The 16643-nt window shown below is 61.4% G+C and carries 15 protein-coding genes; 6 read left to right on the forward strand and 9 right to left on the reverse strand.

The genetic code is table 11. The annotated features are described in order from the left end of the window. The 9 genes from feoB to ABI660_RS19850 form a co-directional block, all read right to left on the reverse strand. Positions 1 to 1607 (reverse strand): ferrous iron transport protein B (gene feoB / locus ABI660_RS19810; RefSeq protein ID WP_348071330.1); only part of this gene is annotated, 1607 nt, incomplete at its 3' end. Then, positions 1604 to 1894 carry a FeoA family protein gene (locus tag ABI660_RS19815; protein WP_348071332.1) on the reverse strand — a complete coding sequence of 97 codons (291 nt, stop codon included), beginning with the start codon at positions 1892 to 1894 and terminating at the stop codon, positions 1604 to 1606. The genes ABI660_RS19815 and feoB, both read right to left, overlap by 4 nt. Before the next feature lie 191 nt (positions 1895 to 2085). Next, positions 2086 to 2265 carry a hypothetical protein gene (locus ABI660_RS19820; protein ID WP_348071334.1) on the reverse strand — a complete coding sequence of 60 codons (180 nt, stop codon included), beginning with the start codon at positions 2263 to 2265 and terminating at the stop codon, positions 2086 to 2088. After that, on the reverse strand, positions 2262 to 3422 hold the full coding sequence (locus tag ABI660_RS19825) for a PepSY domain-containing protein (RefSeq protein WP_348071336.1): 1161 nt from the start codon (positions 3420 to 3422) through the stop codon (positions 2262 to 2264). The genes ABI660_RS19820 and ABI660_RS19825 overlap by 4 nt, the downstream gene beginning before the upstream one ends. 26 nt (positions 3423 to 3448) lie before the next feature. Then, positions 3449 to 5614: a TonB-dependent siderophore receptor gene (locus ABI660_RS19830; protein ID WP_348071338.1), complete on the reverse strand. Its 2166-nt coding sequence runs from the start codon at positions 5612 to 5614 to the stop codon at positions 3449 to 3451. 222 nt (positions 5615 to 5836) lie between these two features. After that, positions 5837 to 6313: a bacterioferritin gene (gene bfr, locus ABI660_RS19835; RefSeq protein WP_300518995.1), complete on the reverse strand. Its 477-nt coding sequence runs from the start codon at positions 6311 to 6313 to the stop codon at positions 5837 to 5839. Between the two features lie 166 nt (positions 6314 to 6479). Further along, positions 6480 to 8051 (reverse strand): alkyl hydroperoxide reductase subunit F, encoded by a 1572-nt coding sequence (gene ahpF / locus ABI660_RS19840; protein ID WP_348071341.1) that lies wholly within the window; start codon positions 8049 to 8051, stop codon positions 6480 to 6482. 203 nt (positions 8052 to 8254) lie between these two features. Then, on the reverse strand, positions 8255 to 8818 hold the full coding sequence (gene ahpC, locus ABI660_RS19845) for an alkyl hydroperoxide reductase subunit C (RefSeq protein WP_348071343.1): 564 nt from the start codon (positions 8816 to 8818) through the stop codon (positions 8255 to 8257). 288 nt (positions 8819 to 9106) lie between these two features. Further along, a complete protein-coding gene (locus ABI660_RS19850) occupies positions 9107 to 9928 on the reverse strand; it encodes a pyruvate, water dikinase regulatory protein (RefSeq protein WP_348071345.1) in 822 nt (273 codons plus the stop codon). 177 nt (positions 9929 to 10105) lie between these two features. On the opposite strand from ABI660_RS19850, the gene ppsA reads away from it, so the two are divergent. From ppsA to rpsF, 6 genes are all read left to right on the forward strand, one after another. Continuing rightward, complete coding sequence (ppsA, locus tag ABI660_RS19855; protein WP_348071347.1) at positions 10106 to 12505, forward strand: phosphoenolpyruvate synthase; 2400 nt, start codon at positions 10106 to 10108, stop codon at positions 12503 to 12505. Between the two features lie 184 nt (positions 12506 to 12689). After that, positions 12690 to 12959, forward strand: a complete 270-nt coding sequence (locus tag ABI660_RS19860; protein WP_348071349.1) for a hypothetical protein — start codon at positions 12690 to 12692, stop codon at positions 12957 to 12959. Further along, positions 12956 to 13534: a tetratricopeptide repeat protein gene (locus tag ABI660_RS19865; protein ID WP_348071351.1), complete on the forward strand. Its 579-nt coding sequence runs from the start codon at positions 12956 to 12958 to the stop codon at positions 13532 to 13534. Before ABI660_RS19860 ends, ABI660_RS19865 begins: the two co-directional genes overlap by 4 nt. 139 nt (positions 13535 to 13673) lie before the next feature. Then, on the forward strand, positions 13674 to 13934 hold the full coding sequence (locus ABI660_RS19870) for a DUF4212 domain-containing protein (protein ID WP_348071353.1): 261 nt from the start codon (positions 13674 to 13676) through the stop codon (positions 13932 to 13934). A gap of 2 nt (positions 13935 to 13936) precedes the next feature. Further along, the gene (locus tag ABI660_RS19875) at positions 13937 to 16054 is read left to right on the forward strand and encodes a sodium:solute symporter family protein (RefSeq protein ID WP_348071355.1); all 2118 of its coding nucleotides are present in this window, start codon (positions 13937 to 13939) and stop codon (positions 16052 to 16054) included. Between the two features lie 312 nt (positions 16055 to 16366). After that, a partial coding sequence (rpsF, locus tag ABI660_RS19880; protein ID WP_348071357.1) for a 30S ribosomal protein S6 occupies positions 16367 to 16643 on the forward strand: 277 nt, incomplete at its 3' end.

Raw genomic sequence — 16643 nt, forward strand, 5'->3', positions numbered from 1 at the left:
AAGACGACTTCGAGCGCCTTGCCAATCATGCCGGCAAAGCTGTACTGGATCGCCGGTCCGGTCGCACCGTCGGGCGGGCCAGGAAAGGTCGAGAGAAACCACAGCACCACCATCAGCGAAAAAATGATGGTGCCGACGCGGTGCATGAAGATTTCCACCCGCTGCCACAGGCCCAGCAGCAGGTTGCGCAGATTGGGCACGCGGTAGGGCGGCAGCTCCAGCATCAGCGGCTGGTAGCTGCTTTTGGCCCAGGTGTGCTTGAAGACCCAGGCCACCGCCATGGCCGAGACAATGCCCAGCACATACAGGGCAAACAGCGTCAGGCCCTGCAGGTTGAAGATGCCGACCTCGCGGTTCGGAATGAAGGCGCCTATCAGCAGCGCGTAGAGCGGCAGCCGGGCCGAGCAGGTCATCAGCGGCGCAATCATGATGGTGGCCAGCCGGTCGCGCCAGTGCGGAATGGTGCGCGTGGCCATGATGCCGGGAATCGCGCAGGCGAAACTCGAGAGCAGCGGAATGAAGGCGCGGCCCGACAGCCCGACCTTGCCCATGACGTTGTCGAGCAGGAAGGCGGCGCGCGGCAGGTAGCCGGAGTCTTCCAGCAGCAGGATGAAGAAAAACAGGATCACGATTTGCGGCAGGAAGACCAGCACGCCGCCGACACCCGCGACGATGCCGTCCACCAGCAGGCTTTGCAGCAGGCCGGGCGCCATGTTGTTCTGGATCAGCGTGCCGGTCCAGGCCACACCGTCCTTGATCAGGTCCATGGGCAGATTGGCCCAGGCAAATACCGCCTGGAAGATCAGGAAGAGCACGGTGGCCAGCAGCAGCAGGCCAAGCACCGGGTGCATCACCAGCGCATCAACCCGGTGATTGAACCGTTTGACCTGGCCCGCGTTGGGCACGGCCACGGCCAGGATGGCCCGCACCTGCGCCTGCAGCGCAGCCATGTCCTGCATTGCATTTGCTATTGTTTTGGTAGCTGTTTGCGCTTGCTGCGTAAGGGCTGGAGGCACAAAAGACTCAATATTTGGGGAGAAAGCCTGTTGCGCAGCCTGCAGCAGGGCCTCGCGCCCGCTCCCGCCGGCCTTGCCGCGCCACGCCGCAAACCAGGGGTTGTGCACCGCCACGGTTTCCACCACCGGCATGCCGAGTTCAGTGGAGAGTCTGGCCAGGTCGATCTGCAGGCCGCGCGCGCGCGCCACATCCATCATGTTGAGCGCCAGCACCATGGGCCGCCCCAGTGCGCGCAGCTGCAGCACCAGGCGCAGATTCATGCGCAGGTTGGTAGCGTCCACCACGGCGATGATGCCGTCAGGCTGGCTTTCGCCCTGGCGCAGGCCCATCACCACGTCATGCGTGACGGTTTCGTCAGTTGTCGCCGGGTTCAGGCTGTAGGCACCCGGCAGGTCCATCACGGCCAGCTCGCGGCCATCGGGCAGGCGGGTGCGGCCCTCCTTGCGCTCGACGGTGACGCCGGCGTAGTTGGCCACTTTCTGCCTTGCGCCGGTAAGCAGGTTGAACAGCGCGGTCTTGCCGCAGTTCGGGTTGCCGACGAGGGCGATGCGCAGTGGTCCCGCTGCGGCAGTGGTCGCTGCAGCGTTCATGCCAGCGCCTTCACCTGGATGCAGCTGGCTTCATGGCGGCGCAGCGCGAACACTGTGTCGCCGACCTGCACGGCTATAGGCTCGCGTCCGCCGGGGCCGCGCTGCAGCACGCTGATGGTCTCGCCGGCCATGAAACCCAGCTCGGCCAGACGCTGCAACACCTTCGATGGCGCGTCGCCGTCTTCAGCTTCCCGCAGGCCGGTGATGGTGGTCACGCAGTGGGCGGGCAGATCCACCAGGGACAGAGTGGCAGCGGCCATGGCAGGGGCGGAAAAGGGGGAGGTCATGGGCGGGATCTGGATTCGTCTGGCGCTCGGTGGGCAGCAAGAAGAGGCGGGCTTGCAATGCCATTCTGTATGAGAATCATTATTATTTACATCTTAACGCAATTGGCAGGACAGGGAGACTTTTGCCGGGGGGAGCGTAGCTGCCCGCAGGAAAAAGAAGCTTGTGTCGCGTGATCGGCAACTTTGGGGCGTCAGTGACGAGGCGGTCTGCCCCAGGAAAACCAGGCCATGACCAGCACAGGCACGCCCAGCGCCAGCCAGGACCAGACGTCGCCCCAGCCCTCGGACACCAGGGCGCTGAGCAGGCCGGTGGCGCTGAGCACGCCCAGCACGAGGGGCCAGCCCCAGAGCTGCGTGAAAGTGGGCTTCATGCGGCGCGGCCTTGCGGCGTGGCGTTGTGCCGGGCGCCAGCTTCTTCGGCCAGGCTTTGGGGCTGAGGACGTTTGAGCCAGAGGTAGAGGCCGCTGCCCAGCACGATGATGGTGGCGATGTCGAGCAGCGCCCAGAGGATTTGCATGGGCATGCCGCCGTAGTCGCCGAAATGCAGCGGCTGCGACACCAGCAACGCCGTGAGGTACCAGGGAAGTTCGGGGCTGGCGGTGACGGCGCCGGTGCGGGCGTCCACCAGTACCGGCTGCAGCAGCCGCGCGGTCAGGGGGGACTCGCCGCGCAGGAAGACAGTGTTGTGGTGCGGGCTTGAGAACGCGGTGCCGGGGAAGGCAATGAAGGCGGTTTTCATGCCCGGTGCACGTTCCAGCGCCACCTCCAGCGCCTGCTGCAGCGGGCCGCGTTCGGCCAGGAGCACCGGCGGCTGGCCTTGGTAAGGCGCCAGCAGGGTGCTGAGCTGGTCGTGCTGCCAGTACTTGATGATCAGGTCAGCCCAGGTGTTGATCATGCCGGTGGCGCCCACGGTGAAAGCCCAGACCAGGGTCACGATGCCCAGCAGGTTGTGCAGGTCCAGCCACTTCAGGCGCGGCCGCCGCTCGCGCCGCACCGTGCCGAAATCGAGCTTGCGCATGAAAGGCGCATACAGCACCACGCCGGAGACGATGGCTGCCAGCAGCAGCAAACCCATGAAACCGAGGAAGAGCTTGCCGGCCAAACCGGCGAACAGGTCCACATGCAGCTTGAACATGACGTACATGAAACCTTCGTCGAACTTCGGCTGGGCCAGTACCGCGGCGGTTCGCGCATCAACGGCGACCGACTTGAAGTCTTCGGTCGGCTCCGGCGTGGGCGTCAGCGTGACGAACCACAGGCCGTCGTCGTCTTCCGGCTGCGAGACGAACTGCACCACGCGCTCGGGGTGCAGCGCGTGCGCCGCCGCAATCACGCGGTCCAGGCTGGCGCGCGGCGTGTCCGCCGGCATCTTGGGCGCGTCGATCTCGGTGCCCAGCAGGTGGCCGATTTCGTGGTGAAAGATCAGCGGCAGGCCGGTGAGGCACAGCAGCAGCATGAAAACGGTGCAGACCAGGCTGCTCCATTTGTGGATCCAGGCCCAGGCTTTTATTTTTCGGGTGTTGTTCATCGTGGCTCCTGTCGACAGCGCTTTTTTTAGAAGCGGTAGGTGGCACTGGCCACGACATTGCGCCGCGCGCCGTACCAGCAGTCGCCGCGTGCCAGACAGGTGCTGAAGTAAGTCTTGTCGGTCGCGTTGTTGATGTTGAGCGCGTAACGCCACTGCGCCGTGTCGTAGGCAAACACCAAGTCCAGCAGCGTGGAGGCCGGGATCTCCGGGCCGATACCGCCCTGCAGGTCGCGGAAAGAGCTCATCCAGCGCACACCGGCACCCGCCGAGAAACCGTTCACACCGGCGATGGCAAAACGCTGTTTGGCCCAGACGCTGGCCTGGTGCGCGGGCAGGCCTTCGAGCTGCTTGTCGAGGTCGGTGTAGTTGTAATGCGCGATCACTTCGAGCATGGGGTTGACGGAACCCCGGGCTTCGAGTTCCACCCCCTTGGTGCGCGTGGCCCCGACCTGCGTGAAGACGTTGACTTGCGGCGAGGCGATCTGGTTCTTCTCACGCAGGTCGTAAACGGCGGCGCTGAATGCCAGCGCACGGCCGGCGGGCTCGTACTTCACGCCCGCTTCCCATTGCTCGCCGCGCAGCGGCTTGAAGATCTGGCCTGAGCGCGCAGCCTGCGGGGTGAAGGACTCGGCGTAGCTCAGGTAGGGCGACCAGCCCGAGGCCAGCTTGTACATCAGCCCGAGGCGTTTGGTTGTGGCCCTGCTTTCTTCGTCGGGGCTGCCTTCCGCGCCCGCAATGGCACGGTCGTGGCGCAGGCCGGCCAGGAAGATCCAGTTGTCCAGCTTGATCTGGTCCTGCAGGTAAAAGCCCGCCTGGCGCTGCGTGGTGCCGGGCCTGGCGGCGCGCGCCGGAATCACGAGGTTGCCGTAGACCGGCGCATAGGCGTCGATCTCGCTGTAGGCCTCGCCGCCCCAGACGTTCTCGCGCTGGCGCTGGAAGTCTGCACCCATCAGCAGCGTGTGTTGGAAGGCGCCGGTGTCGAAATGGCCTTCGGTATGGTTGTCCAGGGTCGAGATGCGGTTGCGCGTTAGCGAGCTGTCGTTGTAGCGGCCAAACCTGCGCTTGCCCACTGGGTCGGCGCCCGATCCGCCGGTGACGGTGAAGAAGTCGCCCCAGTGGTAGCGGTTGTCGTTTTCGTTTTTGGCGGTGCGGAAGTTCTGGCGCACCGTCCAGCTGTCGTTGAGCTTGTGCTCGAAGAGCCAGCCGAAGCTGCTGCGCTCGGAGTTGTAGTAGTCGCCGGGCTCACCAATGAAGCGGTTCGTCGGCAGGGTGCCGTTCGGATTGGGCAGCAGCGTGCCCTCCCACGGGAAGAACTGCGAGCTTGAACCGCTCTTGTCCTGCTGCCACAGGCCCTGCAGTGTCAGTGAGGTGGTGCCGTTCGGGCGCCAGGTCAGCGAGGGCGCAATCAGGCTGCGGTCGTCGGGCACGTAGTCGACCTGGGTGTCGGACTTGCGCGTCAGCGCCACCAAACGGTAGAGCCAGGCCCCGTCCTCGGTCAGCGAGCCGGTCAGGTCGGCCTGCAACTGCTTGCGGCCGTAGCTGCCGAACTGCACGCCAACCTCGCGCCGGGTCTCCGCCAGCGGCCGCTTGCTGACCATGTTGACCACGCCCGCGGCCGTGCCCGAACCGAACAGCATGCCGGATGGGCCGCGCAGCACCTCCAGGCGCTCCAGCGTGTAGGGCTCGGTGCGCGTGGTGCTGGTGTAGTAGCCATAAGCCTGGCGCAAACCGTCGAGGTAAACATCCGGGTAGGCGCCGCGCACGCGCACCGAGTCGGTCCGCGAGTCCAGCCCGTAGGCATCGGAACGTACGCCCGCAGCATAACCAAGGGCGTCCTGCATATTGATGGCGCCCTGGTCCACCATCTGGTCATTGGTGATGACGGTGACGGACTGCGGCGTTTCGGACAGCGGTGTGTCGGTCTTGGTTGCGGTCGCGGCCCGCTTGGCGCGATACCCGGTCACCGGGCCGGTGGCGCTTTCGGGGGCGGCTTCTTCCTTGACCGTGATGGCCGGCAGGGTCTGATCCGTCGGGGTTTGTGCCGCCGCCAGCTGCACCACACACAAGGCCACGGGGGCCAGGGCGAAGTTTGCTATGAATTTGGAAGCTGTTAGCGAACGGCTGGTGGGGGCTACAGGCTGATTTGACTGAAAAAATGAAGAATAGATGGGCATGGTGAAGCGAAAGCTCAAGCAGGTTGCTGGCTGGCTTCATCACGCGGGATGCAGGCTGGCGGATGGCCTTATCTTAGCTCAATAATAAGAATCATTCTCGTTTGAAAGGGTCCGAAAATCTTCCACCTGAACTTTTGTGGGTAGAAGCCAGGCCCGTATTGACCGAGGGACGCTTGTGGTCCGAGGGTAAAAAAAAGGTGGGGCAAGCCCCACCTTTTTGCTCAATACGATGTACCAGGTTCAGCTCAACTCGCCCATCTGGCTCTGCAGGTAGTTCTGCAGCCCGACTTTGGCCACCAGCTCGATCTGGGTTTCCAGGAAGTCGATGTGTTCTTCGGTGTCGTCCAGAATGCCTTGCAGCAGGTCACGTGAGACATAGTCGCGCACGCTTTCACAGTGGGCAATGCCGTCCTTGATGGTCGCCTGGGCACCGGTTTCGGCTTTCAGGTCGCAGGCCAGGGCTTCCGGCACGTCTTCACCAATCATCAGCTTGCCCAGGTCCTGCAGGTTGGGCAGGCCGTCGAGCATGAAGATGCGGTCCATGAGTTTGTCGGCGTGTTTCATCTCGCCGATGGATTCTTCGTATTCCTTCTTGGCTAGCTTGTCCAGGCCCCAGTGTTTGTACATGCGGTAGTGCACAAAGTACTGGTTGATGGCGGTGAGCTCGTTCTTGAGCTGGGCCTGCAGATGCGTGATCACTTGTGCGTCGCCTTTCATGGCATTTCCTTTTTTTGTTTTTGAATGCCCTGATTGTCGGTAGGCCGGGGCCCTTGGGCAAGAAAAAATGCATAACCCTTTGTGTGCGGTCTGAGCACGAATGGGATTGATAGGCGTTCTTCTTTGCGATCACGAAGCGGTGCCTTGTGCACCGCTTCATGTACCGTCAGGCCACCGGTGCCGAGGTCCGGATCAGGTGATCGAAAGCACCCAGGGCGGCCTTCGCGCCGTCGCCGGCCGCAATGATGATCTGCTTGAAGGGCACGGTGGTGGCGTCCCCTGCAGCAAACACACCGGGCACCGAGGTCTGGCCCCTGGCATCCACAATGATCTCGCCGTGCCTGGACAACTCGACCACACCCTTGAGCCAGTCGGTGTTGGGCACCAGGCCGATCTGGATGAACACACCTTCGAGCGGCACGGTTTTGAGCTCGCCGCTGGCGCGATCCTTGTAGACCAGACCATTGACCTTCTGGTCGCCGGTGATCTCGGTGGTCTGTGCGTTGGTGAACACGTCCACGTTCTTCAGGCTTTTGAGCTTGCGCTGCAGCACGGCGTCGGCGCGCAGCGCGGTGTCGAACTCGACCAGCGTTACATGGCCCACGATGCCGGCCAGGTCAATCGCCGCTTCGACACCCGAGTTGCCGCCGCCAATGACGGCGACGCGCTTGCCCTTGAACAGCGGGCCGTCGCAGTGCGGGCAATAGGCCACGCCCTTGTTCTTGAACTCCTGCTCGCCGGGTACATTGATGTTGCGCCAGCGTGCGCCTGTGGAGATGATCACGGACCTGCTCTTCAGCGAAGCACCGCTTTCGAGCTTGATCTCGATCATGTCCTTGCCGGGGCCGCTGTTGGGCACCAGTGCACTGGCACGCTGCAAATTCATGATGTCCACGTCGTAGTTGCGCACGTGTTCTTCCAGCGCGTGGGCAAACTTCGGGCCTTCGGTCTCCTTGATGGAGATGAAGTTCTCAATGCCCAGCGTGTCCAGCACCTGGCCGCCGAAACGTTCGGAAGCCACGCCGGTACGGATGCCCTTGCGCGCTGCGTACACGGCCGCGGCCGCGCCTGCCGGTCCGCCGCCGACGATCAGCACGTCGAACGGATCCTTGGCATCGATCTTTTTCGCTTCGCGCTCGACACCGCTGGTGTCTATCTTCGCGAGGATTTCTTCCAGGCTCATGCGGCCCTGGCCGAACTCCGTGCCGTTGAGGAAAACGGTGGGAACGGCCATGACCTGGCGCTCCTTCACCTCGTCCTGGAAGGTGCCGCCTTCGATCATGGTGGCGCGGATGCGCGGGTTCTGCACCGCCATCAGGTTCAGCGCCTGCACCACGTCCGGGCAGTTGTGGCAGGTCAGCGAGACGTAAATCTCGAACTCGAAGTCACCATCAAGCGCGCGGATCTGCTCCAGCACCGCCTCTTCAACCTTGGGAGGGTAGCCGCCAATCTGCAGCAGCGCGAGGATCAGCGAGGTGAATTCATGGCCCATGGGCAGGCCGGCAAAACGCGGGCCATGGTTCTCGCCGGGGCGGTTGATAGAGAAGGAGGGTTTCCGGTGCGGATCGTCCCGGCTCTCGGTGAGCTTCACCAGCGAAGATGAATCGGCCACGTCTTTAAGCAGCGAATGCACCTCGCCCGAGGCTTCGCTGTCGTCGAGCGAGGCGACGATCTCGATCGGCTGCGTGGCGCGTTCGAGGTAGGTTTTCAGTTGGGCTTTGGTGGCTTCGTCGAGCATGGCGGACTCACTTTCGGTATCAATATCGTGTCAGAAGAGAACAAAAAAGCCCGGGGCACACACCGAAGTGTGCGCAGCGCCCGGGCTGGGACCTGCGGCTTATTCCTTTTCTACATCATTCGTGAACGCGAAGGCGAAGCGACGACAGTACAGACGTACGGCTAGAGAAGCCGACAAAGTGCACGGATGATTTAGAAATGGAATTAGATCTTGCCGACGAGGTCGATGGACGGGGCAATGGTCTTGGCGCCGTCGTTCCACTTGGCAGGGCAGACCTCATTGGGGTGGGCCGCCGTGTACTGGGCAGCCTTGAGCTTGCGCAGGGTTTCCTTGACGTCGCGGGCGATTTCGTTGGAGTGCACTTCGGCGGTCTTGATGATGCCTTTGGGGTCGATCACGAAGGTGCCGCGCAGAGCCAGGCCTTCTTCGGGGATGAACACGTCAAAAGCCTTGGTCAGCACGTGCGTTGGGTCGCCCACCAGCGGGAACTTGGCCTTGCCGACGGCAGGCGAGGTCTGGTGCCACACCTTGTGGGAGAAATGGGTGTCGGTGGTGACGATGTACACCTCTGCGCCGGCTTTCTGGAATTCGGCGTAGTTGTCGGCCGCATCTTCCACTTCGGTCGGGCAGTTGAAGGTGAATGCAGCCGGCATGAAGATCAGGACCGACCATTTGCCCTTGAGGGATTCGTCGGAAACCTCGACGAACTTGCCATTCAGGAAGGCTTGAGTTTTAAACGGTTGGACTTGGGTATTGATCAGGGACATTTACGGGTTTCCTCTATTGATGTTGACGTAAAAATTAACGACAGGGATAGCTTAAGGCCCGGGGATCTATTAATCCAATTAATTGAATTTATATAATTAATACAATATGACTATCGACTCTGGAGGCTGCGCCGCAACGCTTGGCGCTACGCCTCTGCAGTTTGGATGCGGGCTACGCTTCGCGCAGCGTCGCCCCATGTCGCGATTTGAAGAGAAAATCAAGAAATATGGCACCAGCCCTTATGGGCTGGGCGCAAGCAGCTATTAAAAGAAGAGCAACCGAGGGTTTCAGTACTCCAGCCGCTCGGGCCGGATTTCCTGCAGGATGGTGGTCGAAATCTCTTCAATCGACTTGGTCGTGGTGGAGAGCCAGCGAATGCCTTCGCGCCGCATCATGGCTTCGGCTTCGTGGATTTCCTCGCGGCAGTTCTCCAGGCTGGCGTATTTCGAGTTGGGCCGGCGTTCATTGCGGATCTGCGCCAGGCGCTCGGGCGCAATCGTCAGGCCGAAGATTTTCTTGCGATGCGGCACCAGCGCCGGTGGCAGCTGGCGGCGCTCGAAGTCTTCCGGGATCAGCGGATAGTTGGAGGCTTTCAGGCCGTATTGCATGGCCAGATAAAGCGAAGTCGGCGTTTTGCCGCTGCGGCTCACGCCTACCAGGATCACGTCAGAGCCGGCCAGGTCCTTGTTGCTCTGGCCGTCGTCGTGGGCCAGCGAGAAGTTGATGGCCTCGATGCGCTCGTCATAGGCCTTGCTTTTGGAGGCGTCCGAAAAACGGCCCACGCGGTGGTTGGACTTGATGCCAAGCTCAACTTCCAGCGGCGCCACAAAGGTGCCGAACATGTCCAGCAGCATGCCGTGGCAATGCGCCTTGATGACGGCCAGGATTTCCATATTCACCAGCGTGGTGAAAACAATCGGCCGTGTGCCTTCCAGCACGGCCGCGTGGTTGATCTGGCGGATGGCCTGATGCGCCTTGTCCACGCTGTCGATAAACGGCAGGCGCACGTGGCGCGCCTTGAACTCGAATTGCGCCAGGATGGCGTTACCAAAGGTTTCAGCGGTGATGCCGGTGCCGTCGGAGATGAAAAATACGGTGCGGTTGGGCATGTCTGGGCTTCAGGGTTATGAAAGGTGGGGGCGGCTGCCAGAGGCGGCAGACCCCTACAATCGGGGCAATTATCCAGATTCTCAAGCCATGCCCCGCACCAACCCCTTCGAACAACAACAAGGTTGCCCGCCGCGCATGCGCCACGTCCCGGTTTTTAAACCTCCCGGAGTATTTTCATGTCCAACCTTTTTGAGCCGACCGCCCTGGTCGTACCGTTTGAAAACCTGAGGATGACGGATGTCGAGGCCGTCGGCGGTAAAAACGCCAGCCTCGGCGAAATGATCTCGCAATTGCCCACCGGGCCGCAGGGCGTGCGTGTACCTACCGGCTTCGCCACCACCGCCCACGCCTTCCGCATCTTTCTGGCCCATGACGGGCTGGACAAAAAAATCAACGCCGTCCTCGACAAACTCAACACCGAGGACGTGCGGGCACTGGCGGTAGCCGGTGCGCAGATTCGTGGTCTGGTTGAAGCCCAGCCTTTTCCTTCAGAGCTTGAAAAAGCTGTGCGCGACAGTTTTGCTGCCCTGAGTGCCGGCAACGCCCAGGCCAGTTTTGCGGTGCGCTCGTCTGCCACGGCCGAAGACCTGCCCGATGCCTCGTTTGCCGGGCAGCAGGAGACCTTCCTGAACGTGGTCGGCATTGAGGACGTGCTGCACAAGATGAAAGAGGTGTTTGCTTCGCTCTACAACGACCGCGCCATCAGCTACCGCGTGCATCAGGGCTTTGCCCATTCCGACGTGGCCCTGTCGGCCGGCGTGCAGCGCATGGTGCGCAGCGACATCGGCGCGGCCGGCGTGATGTTCACCATCGACACCGAAAGCGGTTTTGAAGACGTGGTTTTCATCACCTCCAGCTACGGCCTGGGCGAAACCGTGGTGCAGGGCGCCGTGAACCCCGACGAGTTCTATGTGCACAAGCCCATGCTCAAGGCCGGCAAGCGCGCGGTGATCCGCCGCAACCTAGGAAGCAAGCTGCTGCAGATGGAGTTCACCAGCGCTGAAGAAAAGAAAACCGGCGGCAAATTGGTCAAAACCACCGACGTGCCGGCGGAGCTGCGCAACCGCTATTCGCTGACCGACGCCGACGTCGAGCAGCTCGCGCGTTACGCGGTGATCATCGAAAACCATTACGGCCGTCCCATGGACATCGAATGGGGCAAGGACGGCACCGACGGCGAGTTGTACATCCTGCAGGCACGCCCCGAGACGGTGAAAAGCCAGTCCAAAGGCAAGGCCGAGCAGCGCTACAAGCTCAAGGGCACCGGAACCGTGCTGGCCGAGGGTAGGGCGATCGGCCAGAAAATCGGCACCGGCCCGGTCCGCATCGTGCGCGACATCAAGGACATGGACCAGGTCCAGCCCGGCGACATCCTGGTCACCGACATGACCGACCCGAACTGGGAGCCGGTCATGAAACGCGCCAGCGCCATCGTGACGAACCGCGGCGGGCGTACCTGCCACGCGGCCATCATTGCGCGCGAGCTGGGCATTCCTGCCGTGGTCGGTTGCGGCGACGCCACCGAGTCGCTCAAGGACGGCATGCTGGTGACAGTCAGCTGCGCTGAAGGTGACACCGGCAACATCTATGACGGCCTGCTCGAGACCGAGGTGACCGAAGTGCAGCGCGGCACCATGCCGCCCATCGACATCAAGATCACGATGAATGTGGGCAACCCGCAGCTGGCTTTCGACTTCTGCCAGATTCCCAACCACGGCGTGGGCTTGGCGCGGCTGGAGTTTGTCATCAACAACAACATCGGCGTGCACCCCAAGGCCATTCTCGACTACCCGAATGTCGATGCCGACCTGAAAAAAGCGGTGGAAAGCGTGGCACGTGGCCATGCCTCGCCGCGTGCCTTTTATGTCGACAAGGTGGCTGAGGGCGTGGCAACCATTGCGGCGGCTTTTTGGCCCAAGCCGGTCATCGTGCGTTTGTCGGATTTCAAGTCCAACGAGTACCGCAAGCTGATCGGAGGCTCGCGTTACGAGCCCGAGGAAGAAAACCCGATGCTCGGTTTCCGCGGTGCATCGCGTTATCTCAGCCCCGATTTCGGCGAGGCCTTTGCGATGGAGTGCGAGGCGCTGCGCCGTGTGCGTGATGACATGGGCCTGGTCAACGTCGAGGTCATGGTGCCTTTTGTGCGTACCCTGGGCCAAGCCAAGCAGGTCACCGACCTGCTGGCCCAGCACGGCCTGAAGCGTGGCGAAAAAGACCTGCGCGTGATCATGATGTGCGAGGTGCCGAGCAACGCCATCCTGGCCGATGAGTTTCTTGAGTTCTTCGACGGATTCTCGATCGGCTCGAACGATCTGACCCAGCTCACGCTGGGCCTGGACCGCGACTCGGGCCTGGACATCCTCGCCAAAGACTTCGACGAGCGCGACCCGGCCGTCAAGGCCTTGCTTAGCCAGGCCATCCAGGCCTGCCGGCGCCAGGGCAAATACGTCGGCATCTGCGGCCAGGGCCCCAGCGACCATCCCGACTTTGCGCAGTGGCTCAAGGAGCAGGGCATCGGTTCGATCTCGCTCAATCCGGACACCGTTATCGACACCTGGAAGCAGCTGGCATCGTAGTCGCCTTAATCCCTTGGTTCTATGCCGCCCCCTGAAGCAGCAGGAACCAAGGGAAAGTCCTAGGAGGGTTTCAACGGGTCCGGTCCCTCCGCCTGACAATTTGTAAGAACTCGGTAAGTACCGGGGCAACAATCAAGCCATTGTTGCCAAGGGCCTTATGCTTTTTTTTGTATCCACTCTTAAATTGATAGCCGAAATCGCTTTGCTGGCGTTGTTCGGGCAATGGATACTTGGTTTGCTGGCAGGCGCCAAAAAAGACAGCAACCTGTTTTATCAAATCCTGCAGATCGTGGGCAAACCCTTTGTGGTGGCCGCCCGCTTCATCACCCCCAAACAAATCATTGACCGCCACGTACCGCTCGTGGCGTTTTTGTTGCTGCTGTTCACCTGGATAGCGTCGACCCTCATGAGAATTCGCATTTGCCTTGAAATTGGCGTGGAGATGTGCAAATGAACACCCGGGCCGCTTACTGGTATCTCAAACTGCAGGCACTGGTCCTGCTGGTCTTCGGCAGGCAGGCCGCAGCCCTGGAGAGGTTCACCCAAATGCTGCTGGTGCGCCCCGGCGACCGCTATGCGCTGGCCAGCCGGGCGCACGTGCTCGCGCAGCTGGGCGACAAGCACGGCGCCATTGACGCCCTGCGCGAGCTGGTGGCACGCTTCCCCGACACCTCTGCGGCCTGGTTCAACCTGGCTTACATGCTGGAAGACATCGGCGGCCATCCGGACGCCGAGCCCGCTTTTCGCCGCGCGCTGGATATCGAGCCCAAGATGGACCGGGCCTGGTACGGCCTGGCGCTGCTCCTGATCCGTGACCGCCGCTTCGACGAAGCGGTGCAGGCACTCAAGAGAAACACAGAACTGCAGCCCATGAGCCCGTTCGGCTGGTATCAGCTGGCGCGGGTTCATGTAGACAGGCAAGACCCTGAAGAGGCGGTGAAAGTCATTCGCCACCTCAAAAGGTTTGAGCCTAAAGTGGCCGCCCAGCTGGAGCGCGAGACGGGGCTGAGCATCGCTCAGTCGTCCTGACCGCAAACCATCTGGGTGGGTATTTGAAGGCCGGGGTCTTGCCCAGGCTTATAAGACGCGATCCGGCCTGCAGGCCACGCTTGGGAAAAGTGGTGATCGTGATGTGCCCGAAAGGGCGTTGTTGATGGAGGCAATTGTTATGCAGTTAACCGACAACCATCGCCGTTACTGGCGAAAGAACCTGAATATCACGGCAATCCTGCTGGTTATCTGGTTCGTCGTGACGTTCGTCGTGAGCTATTTTGCTCGCGAATTGAGCTTCACTTTCTTTGGCTGGCCCTTCAGCTTCTGGATGGGAGCGCAGGGGGCTTTGGTGATTTACGTGGCCATCATCGGGTATTACGCCTGGTACATGGGCAAGCTCGATATTGAGCATGGCGTCCAAGAGAGCGAGGAATAATCATGGCTGGAATATTTGGTAATGACGCTGGCACCAACACTGCTGCGTCCAATGCTGCCTTCAAGAAGGGCCTGGGCAAGGTCTACAAGTGGTACACCGGGGGCTTCCTGGCCTTTGTGGTTGTACTGGCCATCCTCGAACAGATGGGCCTGTCCCGTCAGTGGATCGGTCTGATCTTCCTGCTGGCCACCATTGGCCTGTATGCCGGCATCGGCATCATGAGCCGTACCACCGACGCCGCCGAATACTACGTGGCAGGTCGCCGTGTACCCGCGGTGTACAACGGCATGGCCACCGGTGCTGACTGGATGTCTGCTGCTTCCTTCATCGGCATGGCCGGTACGCTCTACCTGACCGGTTACAGCGGCCTGGCTTTCATCATGGGCTGGACCGGCGGTTACTGCCTGGTGGCTCTGTTTCTCGCGCCCTACCTGCGCAAGTTCGGCCAGTTCACCATTCCCGACTTTCTGGGTGAACGTTATGGCGGCAACTTGCCCCGTTTCCTCGGTATCGTTGCTGCCATCCTGTGCTCCTTCACCTATGTGGTTGCACAGATCTACGGCGTTGGCATCATCACCGCGCGTCTGACGGGTGTGGCCTTCGAACTCGGGATTTTCCTCGGCCTCGGCGGTATTCTGGTCTGCTCCTTCCTGGGCGGCATGCGTGCTGTGACCTGGACGCAGGTGGCCCAATACATCATCCTGATCGTGGCTTATATGCTCCCCGTGGTCTGGCTGTCGGTCAAACAGACCAGCGTGCCAATTCCACAGGCGATCTACGGCTTCCAGCTGCAGAAAGTGACCGCCAAGGAAAAAGAGCTGACGACCAACGCTAAAGAGGTGGAAGTCCGCGACATCTTCAAGCAGCGTTCGGCAGCCCTAGCCGCCAAGCTGAAAGATCCTGCCGCTGCGCTGGCTGCCGACAAAGCCGCCGCGGAGAAAACCGTGGCGGATCTGAAAGCCGCCAACGGCGCGCTGTCTGAAATTTCTGCTGCTGAAAAAGCGCTGGCTGCCTTGCCGAAAGATGAAGCGGCTGCGAAGGGCGCCTGGACAAAGGCCAAAGCGGCTGCCGATACCAAGGCCAAACCACTGAACGGCATGCCCCCGCATGCACAGCAGTTTGCCGGTGATCCCAATGGCGATGCCAAGGCTCAGCATGATTACGACGTTTCGCGCCGTAACTTCCTGGCGCTGATTTTCTGTCTGATGGTGGGAACCGCTGCGCTGCCGCACATCCTGATGCGCTATTACACCGTTCCAAGCGTGAAAGAAGCGCGGCAATCGGTCACCTGGTCGTTGTTCTTCATTTTCCTGCTCTACTTCACGGCCCCCGCACTCGCGGTGCTGGTGAAATACGAGATCTTCACTGTGCTGATCGGCACGCCGTTCAACCAGCTGCCGGAATGGATTGCAGCCTGGAACAAGGTGGACCCGGCATTGCTGTCGGTGGTGGACATCAACAAGGACGGCATTCTGCAGCTCAATGAAATGTCCATCGGTGGCGACATCATCGTGCTGGCAGCTCCCGCCATTGGCGGCCTGCCTTACGTGGTGTCCGGCTTGGTGGCTGCTGGCGGCTTGGCTGCTGCGCTGTCAACGGCTGACGGCCTGCTGCTGACGATTGCCAACGCGTTGAGCCATGACCTGTACTACAAAATGATCGACCCGAACGCTTCCACCGCCCGCCGCGTGACCATCTCCAAGGTCCTGCTGCTGGTGGTTGCGCTGTGTGCCGCTTACGTGGCATCCCAGAAGCCGGCCGACATTCTGTTCCTGGTTTCTGCGGCGTTCTCGTTCGCCGCGGCTGCGTTCTTCCCGGCCCTGACATTGGGGATCTTCTGGAAACGTGCCACCGGTATTGCTGCCTCCCTGGGCATGATCGCCGGTCTGGGAACCACGTTCTATTACATGATCACCACCCAGCCCTGGATGCGCGGCCTGTTCGGCATCACCTCACCGATTCAGCTCTGGTGGGAAATCCAGCCGATCTCGGCCGGTGTGTTCGGCGTGCCGATCGGGTTTGCCGTGATCCTCCTGGTCAGCCTGATTACCCCTGCGCCTAGCCGCAAGGTCCAGGAACTGGTCGAGCACGTGCGCTACCCAACCCTGCGCTCGGCCTGATACGGCCTCGCATGTGACTTGAACTAAAATTCAGGTTCTCAAAAGCCCGGCAACGCGAGTTGCCGGGCTTTTTTCATGGGCGAGAGTTATTCACCGGTCCTGAGGAAGTCCGCGAAGGCTCTTCAATTCAAGCCGGGGCCGCGGGTCCGGCTCCGCCGGCCCGCAGGCGCAGCGGCCCCCTCGGGGGGGGCAGGGCGCTACGCGAAGCGAGCAACCGTGGGGGCAATATTCCGGTGGTATATAATCATGGGCTTCGCCTTGCTGCACCCTTAACGACGCTGGGGCAGCTTTTATCAACCACAAGGAGAGTTTATGCGTCATTACGAGATCGTCTTGCTGATCCACCCGGATCAAAGCGAGCAAGTCCCAGCCATGCTGGAACGTTACAAGGGCATGATTACCGCCGGCGGTGGAAAAGTGCACCGGGTTGAAGATTGGGGCCGCCGCCAGCTGGTGTACCTGATCCAGAAACTCGCCAAGGCCCACTACCTGTGTATCAATATTGAAGCCAGCCAGGCCGTGATGGAGGAAATTGAACACGCGTTCAAGTTCAACGACGCCGTGCTGCGCCACCTGACCGTGGTCAAGA

The sequence above is a fragment of the Polaromonas sp. genome (genome assembly GCF_039930745.1).
In the GTDB taxonomy this organism is placed as follows: domain Bacteria; phylum Pseudomonadota; class Gammaproteobacteria; order Burkholderiales; family Burkholderiaceae_C; genus Polaromonas.

Bases quoted from the DNA above. Each gene is read 5' to 3' on its own strand.
- ABI660_RS19865 (WP_348071351.1), top strand. From the start codon at position 12,956: ATGAACACCCGGGCCGCTTACTGGTATCTCAAACTGCAGGCACTGGTC.
- ABI660_RS19875 (WP_348071355.1), top strand. From the start codon at position 13,937: ATGGCTGGAATATTTGGTAATGACGCTGGCACCAACACTGCTGCGTCC.
- ABI660_RS19850 (WP_348071345.1), bottom strand. From the start codon at position 9,928: ATGCCCAACCGCACCGTATTTTTCATCTCCGACGGCACCGGCATCACC.
- ABI660_RS19825 (WP_348071336.1), bottom strand. From the start codon at position 3,422: ATGAACAACACCCGAAAAATAAAAGCCTGGGCCTGGATCCACAAATGG.
- ABI660_RS19815 (WP_348071332.1), bottom strand. From the start codon at position 1,894: ATGACCTCCCCCTTTTCCGCCCCTGCCATGGCCGCTGCCACTCTGTCC.
- bfr (WP_300518995.1), bottom strand. From the start codon at position 6,313: ATGAAAGGCGACGCACAAGTGATCACGCATCTGCAGGCCCAGCTCAAG.
- ahpC (WP_348071343.1), bottom strand. From the start codon at position 8,818: ATGTCCCTGATCAATACCCAAGTCCAACCGTTTAAAACTCAAGCCTTC.
- ABI660_RS19820 (WP_348071334.1), bottom strand. From the start codon at position 2,265: ATGAAGCCCACTTTCACGCAGCTCTGGGGCTGGCCCCTCGTGCTGGGC.
- ppsA (WP_348071347.1), top strand. From the start codon at position 10,106: ATGTCCAACCTTTTTGAGCCGACCGCCCTGGTCGTACCGTTTGAAAAC.
- ABI660_RS19870 (WP_348071353.1), top strand. From the start codon at position 13,674: ATGCAGTTAACCGACAACCATCGCCGTTACTGGCGAAAGAACCTGAAT.
- ahpF (WP_348071341.1), bottom strand. From the start codon at position 8,051: ATGCTCGACGAAGCCACCAAAGCCCAACTGAAAACCTACCTCGAACGC.